This window comes from Streptosporangium sp. NBC_01639 (genome assembly GCF_045209755.1).
Lineage (GTDB): Bacteria > Actinomycetota > Actinomycetes > Streptosporangiales > Streptosporangiaceae > Streptosporangium.
On the sequence record NZ_CP109272.1, the window covers coordinates 393,407 to 409,321 of the forward strand.

Consider the following 15,915-nt stretch of genomic DNA (forward strand, 5'->3'; position numbering starts at 1 on the left):
CGCCTCGGTCGCCCGGCGAAAGGCCGTGGCGGCTCCGGGTGCCGGACTGGCAGGCTTGCCGGATGGAAGCACGGTTCGTCCCTGATCATCTGGTGCTGTCGGTGGTGGTCGGCTCCCGCGCCTACGGGCTGGAGACCGAGGAGTCCGACGTGGACCGGCGCGGCGTCTTCGTGGCGCCGACCCCGCTGTTCTGGCGGCTGACCAAGCCGCCCACGCACGTCGAGGGGCCGCTGCCCGAGCAGTTCTCCTGGGAGGTCGAGCGGTTCTGCGGGCTCGCGCTGGAGGCCAACCCGACGGTCCTGGAGTGCCTGTGGTCGCCGATCGTCGAGCACGCCGCCCCCGCGGGTGAGGACCTGCTGGCGATCCGGAGCGCCTTCCTGTCCCGGCGCGCCCACCAGACCTTCACCGGATACGCCGACGCCCAGTTCCGCCGTCTGGACCCCGAGCGCCCCAGGTGGAAGCAGGCGATGCACATGATCCGGCTGCTGCTCAGCGGCCTGCACCTGGTCCGCCACGGCGAGCCGCTGGTCCGGATGGACGACCATCGGGACCGGCTGCTCGCCGTACGGCGGGGCGAGGTCTCCTGGAGCGAGGTCCAGCGGTGGCGCGCGGAGCTGACCGCGCGCTTCGACGGCACGAGCGTGCTCCCCGCCCAGCCGGACCGGCGACGCGTCGAGGACTACCTGACGACCACGAGGAAGGCCGCCCTGTGACCATCACTCTGCCCGCCTGGCTGGAAGAGATCCCCGCCGAGCAGGCCAGCCCTCCGGCCTTCGTGACGGTCAGCGGCGCGCATCTGTACGGCTTCCCCTCGGCCGACTCCGACGTCGATCTGCGCGGCGTGCATGTGCTGCCCCTGGAGCAGGTGGTCGGTCTGCGCACCGGCGAGGAGACCGTCACCCGTTCCTGGGTACGGCACGGCGTCGAAGTGGACCTGGTCACCCATGACCTGGCCAAGTTCTGCCGCCTGCTGCTACGCCGCAACGGGTACGTGCTGGAGCAGTTGCTCTCCCCGCTGGTGGTGGCCACCTCACCGGTTCACCAGGAGATGGCCGCAGCCGCTCCCGGCTGCCTCACCCGCCACCACGCCGACCACTACCTGGGATTCGCCCGCACCCAGTGGCGGCTGTTCGAGCGCTCGGGCGAGCTCAAGCCGCTGCTCTACACCTTCCGGGTGCTGCTCACCGGCGTCCACCTGATGCGCACCGGAGTCCTGGTCGCCGACCTGACCCGGCTCACCGGCCTCGCCGCCGGCGCACCGCCGTATCTCGCCGACCTGACGGCCGCCAAGCGATCGGCCGAGCACGGTCTGCTGCCCGCCGGCGCCCCCGATCCGGTACGGCTGGCACGCGACGTGGCGCGGCTGACCTCGGAGCTGGCGGAGGCCAGGGACGCCTCCGCTCTCCCCGCCGTCGCGACCTCGGCCGATGCTCTGCACGACCTCGTCGTCCGCACCCGCCTGGCGGCCGTCTAGAAACGCCCGTCAGGCGCCGAGCAGCTCCCACCAGCCGTCCAGCAGGGGGACGTCGTCGACGTCGACGCGGTCGCCGGGACGGGGGATCGCCAGGCGGACGTCGCGGGCCTTGGCCTCGTGCCACAGCCGGTCGGCGGGCTCGGCCCACGGGTGGACGGCCAGGGTGAAGGTCGCCCAGTGAACGGGCAGGAGCAGCCTGCCGCCCAGGTCGAGGTGGGCGTTGACCGCCTCCTCGGGGTCCATGTGGATGTCGGGCCAGGCGGGGCTGTAGGCGCCGATCGGCATCAGGGTGAGGTCGAACGGCCCGTGCGCGGCGCCGATGCCGGCGTAGCCGTCGAAGTAGCCGGAGTCTCCGGCGTAGAAGACCCGCCTGGTCGCTCCCGCGACCACCCATGAGCCCCAGAGGGTGGTGTTGCGGGTGAGGGTGCGCCCGGAGAAGTGCCTGGCGGCCGTGGCGACGAACCGCAGACCCGCGACGCTCGCCTCCTCCTCCCAGTCGAGCTCGATGATCCGCGAGGCGGGGACGCCCCAGCGCTCCAGGTGGGCGCCGATGCCCAGGGGGACCAGGAAGGGCGCGGATCCGGCGGCGGTGAGCGCGCGGACCGTGGCCCGGTCGAGGTGGTCGTAGTGGTCGTGGGAGATCACGATCGCGTCGAGTGCCGGAAGGGCGGTCAGCGGGGTCGGCAGCGGGTGCAGCCGCCGGGGGCCCACCAGCCGCGAGGGCGAGGCGCGCTCGCTCCACACCGGGTCGAACAGGACGCGCCGTCCCTCGATCTCCACGAGCGTGGTGGCGTGGCCGTACCAGACGACGCTCAGCCCGGCTGCGGACTGCGGGGTGGCCGGGGAGGTCACCAGCGGGACCGGGCCGGCGGGCAGCCGGGCGTCACGGTTGATGATCATCTCACGGAGGATCCCCGGGACGTTGCTCACCGGCGGCGTGTAGGAGCCCGGCACGGTGTTGTGGAAGACGCCGTCGCGGAACCGCGGAGAGCGCAGCATCCGGGCGAGCCGCTCCCCTGTGGCCCGGCCGCCGAGCTCCGCCGGAATGTCCCTCAGCGCCCATCCCGCGGCGGCCAGCGCCAGTCCGCCCACAACGAGACGTCCCACAGATCCTTTTCCCGCCACCCGCCCACGCTCCCGAATAGTCCTGCCCCTGTAACCGATCACGCCCCCGCCGGTGTTCCCGGCGGAGTAGACCCTTCCGCGCCCGCCGGACGGCGGGCCGGTGAAGGCCGTCCCGCACCCGCCGGGCAACAGCCTGGAAAGGCCGTCCCGCACCCGCCCGGCCGCCGACCGGAAAGGCCGTCTCGAACCTGCCCCGCGACCGACCGGAAAGGCCGTCCCCCACCCGGCGACGGACTGGGGAATCCGGGCCGCGGGGCCTGCGGAAAGACGGCGTCCGGAAGTCTAGGGGGCGAGATGCCGTTCGACGGTGGCCACCTTGGCGTCCAGCCGTCCGTCCTGCCCGGCTCGGATGTCGGCCTTCAGCACCAGGCTGACCCGGCCGCACCGCGCCTCGACCACCGCGACCGCGTCCTTCACCACGGCCATGACCTCGTCCCAGGTCTCGCCCTCCACGGTGGTGAACATGGCATCGGTCCGATTCGGCAGCCCCGACGCACGGACCACCCGCACCGCCTCGGCGACGAGCTCGCCGACGTCCTCCCCCGTCCCGATCGGAGTCACGCTGAACGCCACGAGCACCGACATGTCCGGCCCCTTTCCCCGAAGGTCTGCTCACCGCACCCTAGTTTCCCCGGCTCGCCGTGCGTGGACCCGGGTACGGTCGCCCGCGCCGTACCACCGGAGAGCCCGTCCTCTGGAGCGGTCCGTCCGGGAGGGACCCGCGGTCGGCTTTGGGGACGGGCCCTACGAGCCGCTCGCCACCTCCACGACCGACCGGTCCCCGAGCCTGACGACGCCGGGCCGGGTCACCCGCATGATCACACCGAACTTGTTCTCGTGCTCCTGGATCAGCCATTTCTGCAGTTCGGGCCAGCGCTCGCGCCCGCCGGGGTCCCAGCTGGGCACGGCACACCGGATGCACGGTCCTGTGTGGTTCCCGGCCACCGCGAGGTCCACCTCGCCCACGGTGACCGTGGTGCCGGGCCCCCAGCGCTCCTCGGCGAAGGCGGGGGCGTCGAGGTCCAGGTGCAGGTTGGGCCGGAACCTGAGCAGGTCGACCGGAGCGCCGAGCTCCTCCTCCAGCGCCAGCAGGGATGCCTGGAAGGTGACCAGCACGGTCGGTCCCCGGTCCTGCTGCCCGTCGGCCGCGCGCAGGCTGAGCGGCGTGCCAAGTGATCGGGCCAGCGCGTCGGTCAGGCCGGGCTCGTCCCACTTCCAGACGGTTCCGTCGGGAGCGGTAAGCTCCGGCGCGTTCCCCGCGCCGTAGGCTCCGCGCCAGTGGAGCATCCCGGGGCGCTGCCGTACGGTCAGCACCTTGCCCGCGTGGGCGTCCCGTCCGTCGATGAGCGAGTAGGCGCGGTCGCCCGCCATGCCCCGGTCGTCGAACAGTCCTTCCCGGAGCTCCTCACCCCGCAACGACTTCACCGGCCACCTCAGCAGCCGTCGCAGGCTTCCGTCATGTCTCGTCATGTTCCAAAAGTAGCGATCATGTGTCTATGAAGGTACAGAGCCCACGCACCATCGAGGAAGCCGAGGCGGTCCAGGACGAGCTCCGGTCCCTGCTGGACCTGACCGGCCCGGGGCCTCGCCGTCCGGCGCGGGTCGCGGGGGTGGACGTGGCCTACGACGGGGAACGGCTCGCGGCCGCGGTCGCCGTGCTGGACGGGGCCACGCTGGAGGTCGTCGAACAGGTCGCCGTCGGCGGCCGGGTGGCCTTCGACTACATTCCCGGCCTGCTGGCCTTCCGGGAGGTCCCCGCCCTCCTCGAAGCCCTCGGGCGCCTGAGCGCCGCCCCCGACCTGGTCGTCTGCGACGGGTACGGCCTGGCCCACCCCCGCCGTTTCGGCCTCGCCTGCCACCTGGGCGTACTGACCGGCCTGCCCACGATCGGCGTCGGCAAGACCACGTTCGTCGGCTCCTATCCCGCCCCTGCTCCCGAACGAGGCTCGTGGACCGACCTGACCCTGGACGGCGACGTCGTCGGCCGGGTGCTCCGCACCCGCCACGGCGTCAAGCCGGTGTTCGTCTCCGTCGGGCACCGGGTGGACCTCGACACGGCCTGCCACAACGTCCTCGCGCTGACCCCCCGCTACCGCCTCCCGGAGACCACCCGCGTCTCCGATCGGTTGTCACGTACGGCCCTGGCGGAAAATGTCGTCTTAGACTGATTTGATCCACTCGGCGCTACAAGATGGGGAACAACAGTGAGCGACGATGAGTGGGTCGGCGGCATGGACGCGTGGAGCGACACGAACCTGGCGGAGATCCGGGAACGGCTGGCCGACGGGTTCGACCCCGGCCAGCGGATCTTCTGGCTGCGTTCGACACCCCTGCACCAGGCCGCCCAGGAGGGCGCGGTCAAGGTGATCGAGTTGCTCCTGGCCTCGGGAGCCGAGGTGGACCCCGCCGACAGTTACGGCGCCACCCCCCTGTGGGAGGCCGTACGCCACGGTCAGGACGATGCCGTCCGCATCCTGCTGGCCGCGGGCGCCGACCCCTGGCGGCCGTGCATCGCCGGACGCTCTCCCGGTCTCCAGGCGCTCTTCACCGAACTGGCGGACCTGTTCGTCCACCTTCCCGGGGCCCCACGCATCAGTCCTCGGCTCCGTGAACTCCAGGACACCGTCGACGACATGATGTTCTCCTACGAGGACTACAGCGAGACCTTCTGCATCGCCTTCGTCGGCGGGGTGGCCGAGGACGAGGTCATCCGCCGCCTGGGAGCGCTCCCCGAACTCTGCCCGCCGGTGGAGGCCGGCGCGCTGCGCGAGGCCGAGCAGGCCTCCACCGTCGAACTGCTGCGGGTCGCCAGTCCGCCGGGGGGCGGTGTCGTGCTCTTCCAGACGGAGGGCGTGCTGCCGGTCCGCGACGGCGTGGCCCGGCGGGTCACCGCGGGGGGCGGGACCCTCGTGGGAGCGCTACCGCTCGCCGGCACCTCGGTCGACATCTGGCGGGACGGGTTCACCGTCGCCCGGCCCTCGGTCTACGACCAGCTCAGCGACGACAGCCTGCTTGAGCTGTGGATGTGCCGGTTCGGTGACTGCGGCGCGCACCCCTCCACCTCGGTGGAGCGCATCCTGGCCCTGATGACGCTGCTCACCGCCACCTACATCACCGAGGAATGGCTGTGGAGCGCCCCCGTGCGGCTGGTCCCGGTGGAACCGCACGGCCGCGGCCACCATGGGTAGAGTCGCACAACCATGAGAAAGCACACGATCACCGCACTGTGGGACGAGATCCCCGATGACGCCGACGACCTCGTCCTGGTCCGCGGCGGGTTCCGGGCTTATCTGTGCCTCTGCGGCACGCACCTGGCGGACCGGGAGGCGGCCGAGCTGCACGCGGCGGAGACCAACCAGTGCACCACGTGTCTGGGATCGGCCGTCGAACAGATCGTGCCGGGATTCTCCCAGGAGTGCACGGCCTGCGCGGGAACGGGCCGGCGCAAAGCGCAGCTCACCTGGGAACTGGCCTACGTCGAGGCCGAAACCATGATCACCGTCGATCTCGTCCGCTCGCTGATCGCCCCGCTCACCAAGCCGTTCCAGCTCTCCCAGGTGGCCGACACCGTACGCGCCACCCTGGGCCTGCCGGTCGGCCGGCTGCCCGTGGGCCCGCGCGTCCGCGACGTGCTGCGCGGGCTCGAAGCCGCAGGCGAGCTCACTCTCGTCTCCGCCCCGGACGAACTGCTCCGCGGCACCACCGTCGTCCTCTACCGCGACCCCTACTGGCAGCACACCGCGCAGTGAGAAGCCGCCTGTCGATGTCGAGCAGGGCGAGACAGGACGACGGTCGAGACGGTGACGACGGCCCTCTGACCGAGTACGGCGGCCCGCTCCGGCGACCTTCAGCAGAAGTACGGCGGGCGGACCTGGCGCCCGCCGTACTCGTTTCCACAGGCCTCCCGTATGGTGATTGACTCGTCCGGAAAGGGTAGGAATGCGCTGCTGAATTGCGGGAAGTTTCGCCGAGATCGAAGTCGAGTCACTCATGATGCTGTCCATCCCCTTGCCCCCGTCGCCCGGAGAACCCACGGCGTCACGGCCATCCCGCGAGATCCTGCGCGCGGCCGGATGAGCGCCGGGGCACGGCAGGGCGGGACGCCGACCTACCAGGGAGAGCAGGGGACGGATCCGCGCCGGTGGAAGGCGCTGACCGTCTGCCTGGTGGCCGGCTTCATGACGCTGCTGGACGTCAGCATCGTCAACGTGGCGCTGCCCGCCATCCGCACCGGGCTGCACGCCCCGCAGAGCGACCTGCAGTGGGTGGTGTCGGGGTACGCGCTCACCTTCGGGCTGGTGCTGGTGCCCGCCGGGAGGTTCGGCGACATGCGCGGCCGGCGCAACGTGTTCGTCTTCGGCGTCGCCCTGTTCACCCTGGCCAGCGCGGCGGCCGGGATCACCCAGAGCTCGACCTGGCTGGTCATCGCGCGGCTCGTCCAAGGGGTCGCCGGCGGGGTGATCAACCCGCAGGTCAGCGGCCTGATCCAGCAGTTGTTCCGGGGTTCGGAGCGGGGCCGGGCGTTCGGGCTGCTGGGCGCCACCATCGGCATCTCGACCGCGATCGGCCCGCTGCTCGGCGGGCTGCTCATCCACCTGGGCGGCGACCAGGACGGCTGGCGGCTCGTCTTCTACGTCAACGTGCCGATCGGCGTCCTGGCCGTCCTGCTGGCCTACCGCTACATCCCGGCCATGGACCGGGACGGGCGACGACGGCAGAGCGTCGATCCGGTGGGCGTGCTGCTCCTCGCCACCGGTGTGGTGCTGGTGCTGCTGCCGTTCGTGGAGGGGCAGCAGTGGCAGGGTCAGGGCAAGTGGTTGCTGCCGGTGGCCGGGATCGTGATGCTCATCGGTTTCGTGGCATGGGAGCGCCGGTACGGGCGGCACAGCGACCCGGTCGTCAACCTGTCGCTGTTCACCAGGCGCTCATACGCCTTCGGCGCCCTGATCGCGGCGCTCTACTTCGCCGGCTTCACCGCGATCTTCTTCATCCTCACCCTGTACCTGCAGGAGGGCCTGGGCTATCCGCCGCTGGAGGCGGGCCTGGCGAGCACCCCGTTCGCGGCGGGATCGGCGGCGGCCTCGGTGCTGGGCGGCCGACTCGTCAGCAGGTTCGGCCGCCCGATGGTGGCGGTGGGGCTGGTGACGGTCGCCGTCGGGCTGGTCGTCACGGAGTTCGCCGTACGGCTGGTCCCCGGCCAGCACGTGGCCTGGGCCATCGCGCTGCCGCTGCTCGTCACCGGCCTGGGCAGCGGCCTGGTGATCTCCCCGAACCAGACGCTGACCCTGTCGGAGGTGCCGGTCGCCGAGGCGGGCACCGCCGGCGGCGTGCTGCAGACGGGCCAGCGGATGGGCGCCGCCATGGGCATCGCGGCGATCGGCTCGGTGTTCTTCGGCGCGGTCACCTCCTCGCACGGCGACGACGCCCTGGCGTTCCGGCACGCGTTGCTGGTCACCATCGGCTTCGTGCTGGCCGCCCTGGCCGTGGCACTCGCCGACGTGGCCGCCGCCCGCCGCCGCCGGACGGCCGCCGCCCGATGAGCCGGTACGGCGGGCGGGAGTGGGGGCCGCCCGCCGTACCTCGGCCAGGTGAACCGCTCGAGTGCCTGTTTCCGTCGGGCTGGAAGGAATTGCTGACACCTACAACGGTTGAGGGGTGCCTCGGCCTCGCTGTACTCACTCATCGCAAACGCCCGACTACCTCTGTGTAAGCACTTAGAATCCCTGCGTGACCGTTTACACTGGGAGCATGAGCGGACCGGCGGACGCATCCGGCGCGGAGGCAATCGACTACGAGGCCATCCGGCGGCGTTTTCCCTGGGTCGGCTGCTTCGACAGCGGCGAGGACGACCTCTCGTCCCGTTACCGCGACATGATGGCTGAGGCCCTCCGTGACCGGGAGATCGTTGAAGCGATCGACGCCGCCCGGCATCGTCCGTGAAGAAACTTCTCTGTGATTCAGGTCCATTGATCGCCACCAGCGATCGAAGGGACACCCATCACAGCCGATGTGTCCAGATGCTTGGGTCCTGGCCGGGAAGCCTGGTGATTCCGGAACCGGTTCTCGGCGAGACCTGCAACTTTCTCCGGAACAACGTACGGCGCGGCGCCTTCTTTGAAGCGACGCTGCTCGAACAGTTGACCACCGGCGACTACGAGACCGTGAACCCCACGCAGGCGGATCGGCGGCGAGCCACTGAGCTTGTTCGGCACATGGTCGCGGCACCACTCGGTTACGTCGACGCCACGGTGATCGCGATGGCGGAGCGCCTCCACATCACCGATGTGGCCACGACCGACCTGAAGTTCGTCGGCATGGCTCAGGCATCACCAAGATCAGACCCCTCGCCTGGCCGTTCCACGAACTGCTTTGAGAGACCGAGCACGCTCGTTGCGGCCGGGCGATCGCCGGGCGAGAGGCGCCTACGGCGTTTCGCGCGACCGCTGCGGCTCGGCTCTCAGGAACGGAGGCGATTGACGATGCCCGAGGCCAGGAGGTATTGGGCGGCGAGGTAGGTGGTCATGACCACGAGGCCGTTCATCGGAGGAAGGGGAAGGTCCGCCAGATCGAACGCGATCAGCGTGTCGGACAGCAGGAACAGCGCGCCGCCGGCCCCGATCCGCAGGCCGTGTCCGGCCGCGGTCACCGCGGTGGCGGTCAGCAGCAGCGAATAGCCGGCCACCGGCAGGCGCAGGTCGCCAAGGCCCGGCCAGAGGGAGAACACCAGGCCCGCCCAGACGACGGCGTAGATCACCGGGACCACCGGGCGGCGGCGCAACCCGTCGAGCGCCCCCTCCCGGACGAAGTAGGTCACGTAACAGACGTGCGCCCCGGCGAACAGGGCCATGCCGGCCAGGAAAAGACCATCGATCTCCAGGGCCACGTCACCGCCCCAGGAGAGCAGGAGCGCCGCCACCAGCGGGCGCGGTCCCCGCTGGGCCAGCACCCAGACTGCGAGCAGCGGCATGAGCAGTGCCTTGGTCAAGGAGATCATCGGGCCGGCGTCGGCGGCGACCAGCGCCAGATGAACCGCGGAACAGAGCCAGAAGGCGATCAGGACAGTGCGGGAGAGCGGCCCGGCCCGTAGAACATCATTCTGCACATGTGGATGCTAAAGCCTGCCGCCACAGCGATCCAAGCCACCGGGTTGCGGAGAGGATCGTCACCTTCCCTCCGGCCCATAACCACGCACTGGGTGACCATGAGGGGCGGTCGGCGCCGTGCGGCGGAAGATATGTTGGTTCTGCATACGTCGAACGGGCTCCCTGCGTAATGTCGTCGCTACAAAAAGTGACCGAAGCGGGGGTTGTCGTTGTTGACTCGCGCGCAGATCCGGCTCGTGATGGCCGGGCTCATGCTCGCCATGCTGCTCGCCGCGCTGGACCAGACGATCGTCGCCACCGCGTTGCCGATGATCGCGCAGGAGCTCGGCGGACTGGACCAGCTCTCCTGGGTGGTCACGTCCTACCTTCTCGCCTCGACGGCCGGAACCCCGCTGTACGGCAAGCTTTCCGACCTGTACGGCCGCAAGCGGGTCTTCCAGAGCGCGATCGTCATCTTCCTGATCGGCTCCATCCTGTGCGGCCTCGCCCAGAACATGGTTCAGCTGAGCGTCTTCCGGGGTGTTCAGGGGCTGGGCGGCGGCGGTCTGATGGCCCTCGCGATGGCGATCATCGCCGATGTCGTCCCGCCCCGTGACCGGGGCCGCTACCAAGGCCTCTTCGGCGGCGTGTTCGGCCTGGCCAGCGTCGCCGGGCCGCTTGTCGGCGGCTTCTTCACCGACCACGCCACCTGGCGCTGGATCTTCTGGATCAACCTCCCCCTCGGGGTGGTCGCCCTCGCCGTGGTGGCGGTCACGCTCCACCTGCCCGGCAGAAGGACGCAGCACAGCATCGACTATCTCGGAGCCGTCCTCCTGGCCACCGCCGTGTGCTGCATCCTGATGGTCACGGTGTGGGGCGGCAGAACGTACGACTGGTCCTCCTGGCAGATCATCGGCCTCGCAGGGGTGGGCATCTGCCTGACCGCGGCCTTCGCCGCCTGGCAGCGCAGGGCGTCCGAACCCATCCTGCCGCCACGGGTCATCACCCATCCCGTGGTCGCGGTCAGCGCGGGGCTGTCGCTGCTGTCGGGTGTCGCGCTCTTCGGCGCCATCGTCTACCTGCCCGCCTACTTCCAGATCGTCCGCGGCGACACGGCCACCGAATCCGGACTGGCCCTCGTCCCGCTGACCGGCGGAGTGATCGTCTCCTCCGTGGTGAGCGGATGGCTGATCTCCAGGACGGGCCGGTACAAGGCGATGCCCATTCTGGGCGCGACGGTCCTGGCCGCCGGTCTCTACCTGCTCAGCCTCGTCGAGGTCGACACCTCCATGGCCGTGCTCATGGCCTTCACCGTCGTGGTCGGTCTCGGGGTGGGCGGCTTCATGCAGGTGCCGCTGGTGGCGACCCAGAACGCGGTACGGCCCGGCGACATCGGCAGCGCGTCCAGCGCGATCGCCTTCTTCCGCACACTCGGTGGCGCGCTGGGGACCGCGCTGTTCGGCACGGTCCAGATCCGTGCCCTGGAGGGGGAACTGAGCGGGTCCGGTCTGCCGGCGCAGGCCGCACAGCTCGATCCCGAACTCCTCGGACGGCTTCCCACCACCCAGTTGCGGGAGTTGCTCGAGGCGTTCACCGCGGCCGTCCAGGCCGTCTATCTGTGGGCGATACCGTTCGCGATCGCCAGCCTGTTGCTCGCGCTGTTCCTGAAGGAGATACCGCTGCACGGGAGCACGCCCACCCGGCCGGGCGCGGTGACCCTCGCGGTGACCGGCGTCGCCCTCACCTGGCTCGCCGACCGGCTCGAACACGGCGGATCACCGCGGCTGGTCGCGGCCGCCGCCCGGCTTGTCCCCGCCGACCAGGCCGGTGACGATGCCACCCGCGCCCGCGCGGCCTCCCGTCAGGTCCTCAGACCGCTGGCCGGACAGGTCCTCCTCGCAGCATTGACGGAAAAGGAGCGGAAATGACGCGTTACCTGGCCGGTCTGATCACGGCGACCGCCGCTCTGGGCGTGGGGGTGTGGCTGCTGCTCGCGCCGTACGCGCTGAACCACCCCTCCGGCGGCGCCGCGTCGAAGGTCGATCTGTGGACGGGAGCGGGAGTGTGCGCGCTCTCCCTGGCCACCATCCTGGTGTGGGTGCGGGCCTGGCGCGCCCGGCTCCGCGCCGACGGGCTTCTCCCCGAGCGTCCCGCCCCGCGACCCGCTGTGCCGGACACGCCGGACGCGCCGGACGAGCCGTTCCCCACCGCGACCGCGCCGACGATCGAAGACCTGCACGGCCTGCTCAGGCCTCTGGTGGCCGCGCTGGCCGCCGATCAACTGGAGCACGCGGGTGGCAAGGTCAGCGGTGCGACCAGCGGGCATGCCGAGGAGGAACGGTGAGCAGAGCGGGAATCATCGGCATCGGCGTGCTCTCCGCAACCGGGATCTGGCTGGTCGCCGCGCCGTTCGTGACCGGCCAGCAACCGGACGGCGCGGCCTGGACGACGGCCACCCGCAACGATGTGATCGTCGGCGCCCTGCTCACCCTGCTCGGCTTCACCGGCTTCTTCACCGTGCTCGCGGGTCACATCGCCGACATGTACGCCAGAAGAACCGATCCCGGCTGACCCCGGCCTGCCGTACTCCTTCGCCGCCGTCACTGGTGCCCGGCCGCACCCCTGGGCCAGGGTGCCGGATACGGCTCCGCCCCGGCCCCGCCGACGAGCCGTCCTGCCCGGCAGGCGCTAACGGCTCTTGTAGGCGATCCCGCCGTACATGAGCTGCTGGCCCACGGTGAGCTTCGCCGGGACGGGGCCGTCGGGTCGCCACAGGGGCAGCGGGACGACACCCGGTTCGAGGAGCTCGAACCCGTCGAAGTAAGCGGTGATCTCCTCCGGCGTCCGGAACCGGCCGGTGCCGAGCAGCGCGAGGTACTTCTGCTCGGCGTCGCGCGAGTCCTCGGTGGAGGCGCAGAAGTGGGTGATGAACAGGTAGCTGCCCGGCGGAACCGCCGCCATGTAGGCCTCGACGACCCCCCGGGGGTCCTCGTCGTCGTGCAGGTGGTGCAGGATGCCGACCAGCATCACGCCCACCGGGCGACCGAGGTCGATGAGGCTCTTGAAGACCGGATCGGAGAGAATCGCCTCCGTGTCGCGCAGGTCGGAGGTGATGACCCCGGTACGGTCGTTCTCCGCCAGCAGCGCCCGGCCGTGGGCGAGCACCATCGGGTCGTTGTCGACGTAGACGACCCGCGCGTCCGGGTTCGCACGCTGCGCGACCTGGTGGGTGTTCTCCACGGTCGGCAGCCCCGAGCCGAGGTCGACGAACTGGGTGATGCCCTGAGCGGACAGGAAACGCACTCCCCGGCCGAGGATCTGCCGGTTGTAGGTCGCCACGTCGTAGATCTCGGGGACGACCTTGACGATCTCGGCGACGAAGGCGCGGTCGACCTCGAAGTTGTCCTTGCCGTTGAGGACGACGTCGTAGGCCCTGGCGATGCTGGGCCTGCTCGTGTCGATGCCGGCGTTCCGCTCACTCACTTCGTCGGCCACAAGGGTCCTTCCTCGCTGTCCTGGGGATTCGAGATGATCATATGGGGTGGAAAGCCAGTGAAATGTGGCTTTTGCTGATGACCGGACAGCGGATCCGCCATGGGCGACGCCGTCGGGGCGAACCCCCCGGATGCCGGGCGGGCACGGGCACCGCCGGCCGCGTGCGCCGCACGGAGACCTCGCCAGTGGGGCGCGGAAGCTCCGGGCCGAGGTCCGCCGTGCACGGGCGCCCCTACGGGCGGCTACTTCCGCGAGTCGCTCCGCACCCTGAAGGTGATGCCCGCTCGCCGGAGCCGGTCGATCAGCGCGTCGCCCATCGCGGTGGCCGTGGTGACCTGGCCGGAGACCGGCGGCAGGTCGTCGAAGGCCAGGCAGAGGGCCGACTCGGCGAGCATCTTGGCGGTCTCGTCGTAACCGGGATCACCGCCGGCGACCTCGGTGACGACGCGCTCGCCACCGCCCCGGCCGAGGAACGTGATCTTGAACCAGCCCGCGGCCCGCTGCTCGGGGGTGGGCCCGTCACCGGAGGTGATCCGGCCGAGCAGCCGGGAACGGGCCGGGGGGATCTGGGCGAGCGCGACGAGCGCCCCCACGCCCGCGGCGAGTGCCAGCGCGGCGGGCAGCCTCCTGACGGCGATGTGGTGGCGGTAGGTGAAGTCGGGGCCGTAGCGTTCCAGCGCGCGGGCCGAGCGGCCCACGATCTGCGGGTCGAGGGTGGGCAGCGGAAGCGCCCACCCTCCCACGTAGCGCAACGTTCCGGCTGAGCCGCGTGCCTGGCGGCCGGTGGGACGGCTTTCGACCTCGCGCCGGGCACGGGCGGCCTCGGCCGTCTGCCGGGACCGGGAGACCGCCATGAGTGCCGAATGGAGGGTGCCGCCCGACGGCTTGCCGTTCGCCCGCACGAACCCGTCCACCTCGATCGGCACCCCCTCGGGCAGGTGCTTGACGGTGAAGTAGGCGCCGAGGTCGTGCGGGATGGAGTCGAATCCGCAGGCGTGCACGAGTTTCGCCCCGGTCCGCCGGGCCTGCTCGTGGTGGCGGGCGAACATGAGGTCGACGAACTCCGGCTCGCCGGTGATGTCGGCGTAGTGGGTGCCCGCGGCGGCGCAGGCGGCCACGAGCGGCTCCCCGTGGGAGACGTAGGGGCCGACGGTGGTGGCGACGACCCGGGCCTGCCGGGCGATCTCCGCCAACGAGGCCGGGTCGGTCGCGTCGGCGTGCAGCAGGGGCAGGTCGGGGCGGCCGATCCGCTCGGCGACCGCTTTCAGCTTGGCCGGGTTGCGTCCGGCCAGGGCCCAGCGGCAGCCGGGATCGGTGTTGTGCGCGAGGTACTGCGCGGTCAGCGCCCCGGTGAACCCGGTGGCGCCGAAGAGCACGATGTCGTAGGGGCGCTGATCGTCAGGCATAGGCTGAGGCTCCTCCTCGGAGGGGTGGCGTGCAACCGTACGGACCGGATGTGATCGCCGATCACCTCGCCGCGGGTGGAGACCGTCGTGCCGTCGACCCGGTGGTACCCGCCGTTCCGCGCACCGCATACGACGGGCGGGGACTTTCCGGTCCGCTCGTCCCCGGGCAGGTGGTCACCGGTCCGTGCACGCGAACGGAAACAGGTGAGGGATGTGGTGTGACGGCCCTGGCACGGGGGGATGCCGTGCCAGGGTCCGTCCTGCCGATACTCGATCAGCGGCGATGCTCAGGGGTTGGGAGTCGGGGTCGGCGTCGGCGTGACTGTTGCCGTCACGCTGGGCACCGGTGTCGGTGTCTCCGAAGGCACCGGGGTCGTCGGGGTCGGGACCGGGGTGGGCGGCACGGTGGGCGTTTCGGTCACCGTCGGGGTCGGGGTCGGGGTCGGCGGCGGTGTGGGGCAGGGTGTGGGGGTTCGCCACTTGCCCGTGCCGGACCATCCCTGCCGGGGGTACCACCAGTCGTTGCCGCGCCGGATCCTCCGGTCCGGCTGCGACAGGTCGTAGACATAGGCGGCCGTGGCCGTCTCTCCGCCGCGCGTCGCGGTCAGCGCCACCCAGTCACCCTGTTTGACCTTGCTGTTGCCGCGCCTGCCCGCGACGACATGGGTGTCGTCGGTGACCGTGTACACCTGCTCGAAGCCGTCGCGGCTGCGCACGGTGATCGACCCTTCGACCACGGCGGTCGCCTCACCCGTCTGGGCGAGCACCGGGACGAAAACGCACGGGTCCTCCGTCCCCGCCAGGAACTCCCCGTGCACCGCGCCGACGAACTCCAGGGGGTGCGCGGTGGGCAGCGCGGTGGCGGTGGGCGTCGGCGTGGGAGTGAGGGTCTCCGTCGGCGTCTCGGTGGGGGTCTCGGTGGGGGTCGCGGTGGTGCTGTCTGTTGGAGCGGGGGTCTCAGTCGGCGGTGGTGGGGGCGTCGCCGCCGATGCCGTGGCCATCCCGACGCCGCCCGACGCCACCAGTACGGCGGCCGCGGCGACGATCAGCGGTCGCTGAACGCCTCGGCGTGGTCCGACGGCTCCGATCCGCTGGTGTCCGTTCGGCTTGTCACGGTTGGTTGGTGTCACCATGTCCTCCCGTCTACGGTGCTCCGATTGAACGCCCGCCGGCCTGGGGCGACCTGAGACCGTCGTCCGCCCGACCCGCCGCAGATGGTGATCACGACGAATCCGCTGAAACGATCTTCAAACGGGCACACCGAGCCTGCCCGTTTCCTCCCGGCCCATGCGGCCGTTCGGCGATCGTCCCCCGCCCGCCGTTGCCTTCCACC

At 71.0% G+C, this 15,915-nt stretch carries 18 protein-coding genes; 11 read left to right on the plus strand and 7 right to left on the minus strand.

Annotated features, from left to right (window positions below; translation table 11 throughout):
- The first annotated feature begins 62 nt into the window (after window positions 1-62).
- Both OHA77_RS01855 and OHA77_RS01860 read left to right on the plus strand, forming a co-directional pair.
- Window positions 63-713, plus strand: coding sequence for a DNA polymerase beta superfamily protein (locus OHA77_RS01855; RefSeq protein WP_326822414.1), 651 nt, complete (start codon window positions 63-65; stop codon window positions 711-713).
- Window positions 710-1,474: a DNA polymerase beta superfamily protein gene (locus OHA77_RS01860; protein ID WP_406315645.1), complete on the plus strand. Its 765-nt coding sequence runs from the start codon at window positions 710-712 to the stop codon at window positions 1,472-1,474. The genes OHA77_RS01855 and OHA77_RS01860 overlap by 4 nt, the downstream gene beginning before the upstream one ends.
- Window positions 1,475-1,483: 9 nt before the next feature.
- On the opposite strand, the gene OHA77_RS01865 is transcribed toward OHA77_RS01860, so the two are convergent.
- The 3 genes from OHA77_RS01865 to OHA77_RS01875 all read right to left on the minus strand — a co-directional run bounded on the left by OHA77_RS01865 (window position 1,484) and on the right by OHA77_RS01875 (window position 4,069).
- A complete protein-coding gene (locus tag OHA77_RS01865) occupies window positions 1,484-2,581 on the minus strand; it encodes an MBL fold metallo-hydrolase (RefSeq protein WP_406315646.1) in 1,098 nt (365 codons plus the stop codon).
- A 300-nt stretch (window positions 2,582-2,881) separates the two neighbouring features.
- Window positions 2,882-3,178: an MTH1187 family thiamine-binding protein gene (locus OHA77_RS01870; protein WP_326827073.1), complete on the minus strand. Its 297-nt coding sequence runs from the start codon at window positions 3,176-3,178 to the stop codon at window positions 2,882-2,884.
- 165 nt (window positions 3,179-3,343) lie between these two features.
- Complete coding sequence (locus OHA77_RS01875; RefSeq protein WP_406315648.1) at window positions 3,344-4,069, minus strand: MOSC domain-containing protein; 726 nt, start codon at window positions 4,067-4,069, stop codon at window positions 3,344-3,346.
- Window positions 4,070-4,095: 26 nt separating this feature from the next.
- Here OHA77_RS01875 and OHA77_RS01880 point away from each other — a divergent pair, with 26 nt between their 5' ends.
- The 6 genes from OHA77_RS01880 (at window position 4,096) to OHA77_RS01905 (ending at window position 9,114) form a co-directional block, all read left to right on the plus strand.
- The gene (locus tag OHA77_RS01880) at window positions 4,096-4,767 is read left to right on the plus strand and encodes an endonuclease V (protein WP_406315649.1); all 672 of its coding nucleotides are present in this window, start codon (window positions 4,096-4,098) and stop codon (window positions 4,765-4,767) included.
- A 36-nt stretch (window positions 4,768-4,803) separates the two neighbouring features.
- The gene (locus OHA77_RS01885) at window positions 4,804-5,787 is read left to right on the plus strand and encodes an ankyrin repeat domain-containing protein (RefSeq protein WP_406315651.1); all 984 of its coding nucleotides are present in this window, start codon (window positions 4,804-4,806) and stop codon (window positions 5,785-5,787) included.
- A gap of 12 nt (window positions 5,788-5,799) precedes the next feature.
- Complete coding sequence (locus OHA77_RS01890; protein WP_406315653.1) at window positions 5,800-6,348, plus strand: hypothetical protein; 549 nt, start codon at window positions 5,800-5,802, stop codon at window positions 6,346-6,348.
- A gap of 324 nt (window positions 6,349-6,672) precedes the next feature.
- Entirely contained in the window at window positions 6,673-8,139 is a 1,467-nt protein-coding gene (locus OHA77_RS01895) for an MFS transporter (RefSeq protein ID WP_406315655.1), read from the plus strand.
- A 187-nt stretch (window positions 8,140-8,326) separates the two neighbouring features.
- On the plus strand, window positions 8,327-8,539 hold the full coding sequence (locus OHA77_RS01900) for a hypothetical protein (protein ID WP_406315656.1): 213 nt from the start codon (window positions 8,327-8,329) through the stop codon (window positions 8,537-8,539).
- Window positions 8,536-9,114: a type II toxin-antitoxin system VapC family toxin gene (locus OHA77_RS01905; protein ID WP_406315658.1), complete on the plus strand. Its 579-nt coding sequence runs from the start codon at window positions 8,536-8,538 to the stop codon at window positions 9,112-9,114. The genes OHA77_RS01900 and OHA77_RS01905 overlap by 4 nt, the downstream gene beginning before the upstream one ends.
- Here the strand turns inward: OHA77_RS01905 and OHA77_RS01910 are convergent.
- Complete coding sequence (locus tag OHA77_RS01910; RefSeq protein WP_406315660.1) at window positions 9,057-9,701, minus strand: lysoplasmalogenase; 645 nt, start codon at window positions 9,699-9,701, stop codon at window positions 9,057-9,059. The genes OHA77_RS01905 and OHA77_RS01910 overlap by 58 nt on opposite strands.
- 213 nt (window positions 9,702-9,914) lie before the next feature.
- Here OHA77_RS01910 and OHA77_RS01915 point away from each other — a divergent pair, with 213 nt between their 5' ends.
- The 3 genes from OHA77_RS01915 to OHA77_RS01925 are packed head-to-tail and all read left to right on the plus strand — an operon-like array spanning window position 9,915 to window position 12,252.
- Window positions 9,915-11,609: a DHA2 family efflux MFS transporter permease subunit gene (locus OHA77_RS01915; RefSeq protein WP_406315662.1), complete on the plus strand. Its 1,695-nt coding sequence runs from the start codon at window positions 9,915-9,917 to the stop codon at window positions 11,607-11,609.
- On the plus strand, window positions 11,606-12,025 hold the full coding sequence (locus tag OHA77_RS01920) for a hypothetical protein (protein WP_406315664.1): 420 nt from the start codon (window positions 11,606-11,608) through the stop codon (window positions 12,023-12,025). The genes OHA77_RS01915 and OHA77_RS01920 overlap by 4 nt, the downstream gene beginning before the upstream one ends.
- Window positions 12,022-12,252: an SPW repeat protein gene (locus OHA77_RS01925; RefSeq protein ID WP_326822401.1), complete on the plus strand. Its 231-nt coding sequence runs from the start codon at window positions 12,022-12,024 to the stop codon at window positions 12,250-12,252. The genes OHA77_RS01920 and OHA77_RS01925 overlap by 4 nt, the downstream gene beginning before the upstream one ends.
- Before the next feature lie 117 nt (window positions 12,253-12,369).
- Here the strand turns inward: OHA77_RS01925 and OHA77_RS01930 are convergent, their stop codons facing one another.
- From OHA77_RS01930 to OHA77_RS01940, 3 genes are all read right to left on the minus strand, one after another.
- Window positions 12,370-13,176, minus strand: coding sequence for an SAM-dependent methyltransferase (locus OHA77_RS01930; RefSeq protein ID WP_406315666.1), 807 nt, complete (start codon window positions 13,174-13,176; stop codon window positions 12,370-12,372).
- A gap of 242 nt (window positions 13,177-13,418) precedes the next feature.
- Window positions 13,419-14,582 carry a saccharopine dehydrogenase family protein gene (locus OHA77_RS01935; RefSeq protein WP_406315667.1) on the minus strand — a complete coding sequence of 388 codons (1,164 nt, stop codon included), beginning with the start codon at window positions 14,580-14,582 and terminating at the stop codon, window positions 13,419-13,421.
- 287 nt (window positions 14,583-14,869) lie between these two features.
- A complete protein-coding gene (locus tag OHA77_RS01940; RefSeq protein WP_406315669.1) occupies window positions 14,870-15,712 on the minus strand; it encodes a hypothetical protein in 843 nt (280 codons plus the stop codon).
- Window positions 15,713-15,915 lie beyond the last annotated feature (203 nt).

Excerpts from the sequence above, each read along its gene's own strand:
- OHA77_RS01855 (WP_326822414.1), top strand. The coding sequence starts at position 63 with ATGGAAGCACGGTTCGTCCCTGATCATCTGGTGCTGTCGGTGGTGGTC.
- OHA77_RS01875 (WP_406315648.1), bottom strand. The coding sequence starts at position 4,069 with ATGACGAGACATGACGGAAGCCTGCGACGGCTGCTGAGGTGGCCGGTG.
- OHA77_RS01880 (WP_406315649.1), top strand. The coding sequence starts at position 4,096 with ATGAAGGTACAGAGCCCACGCACCATCGAGGAAGCCGAGGCGGTCCAG.
- OHA77_RS01890 (WP_406315653.1), top strand. The coding sequence starts at position 5,800 with ATGAGAAAGCACACGATCACCGCACTGTGGGACGAGATCCCCGATGAC.
- OHA77_RS01895 (WP_406315655.1), top strand. The coding sequence starts at position 6,673 with ATGAGCGCCGGGGCACGGCAGGGCGGGACGCCGACCTACCAGGGAGAG.
- OHA77_RS01920 (WP_406315664.1), top strand. The coding sequence starts at position 11,606 with ATGACGCGTTACCTGGCCGGTCTGATCACGGCGACCGCCGCTCTGGGC.
- OHA77_RS01935 (WP_406315667.1), bottom strand. The coding sequence starts at position 14,582 with ATGCCTGACGATCAGCGCCCCTACGACATCGTGCTCTTCGGCGCCACC.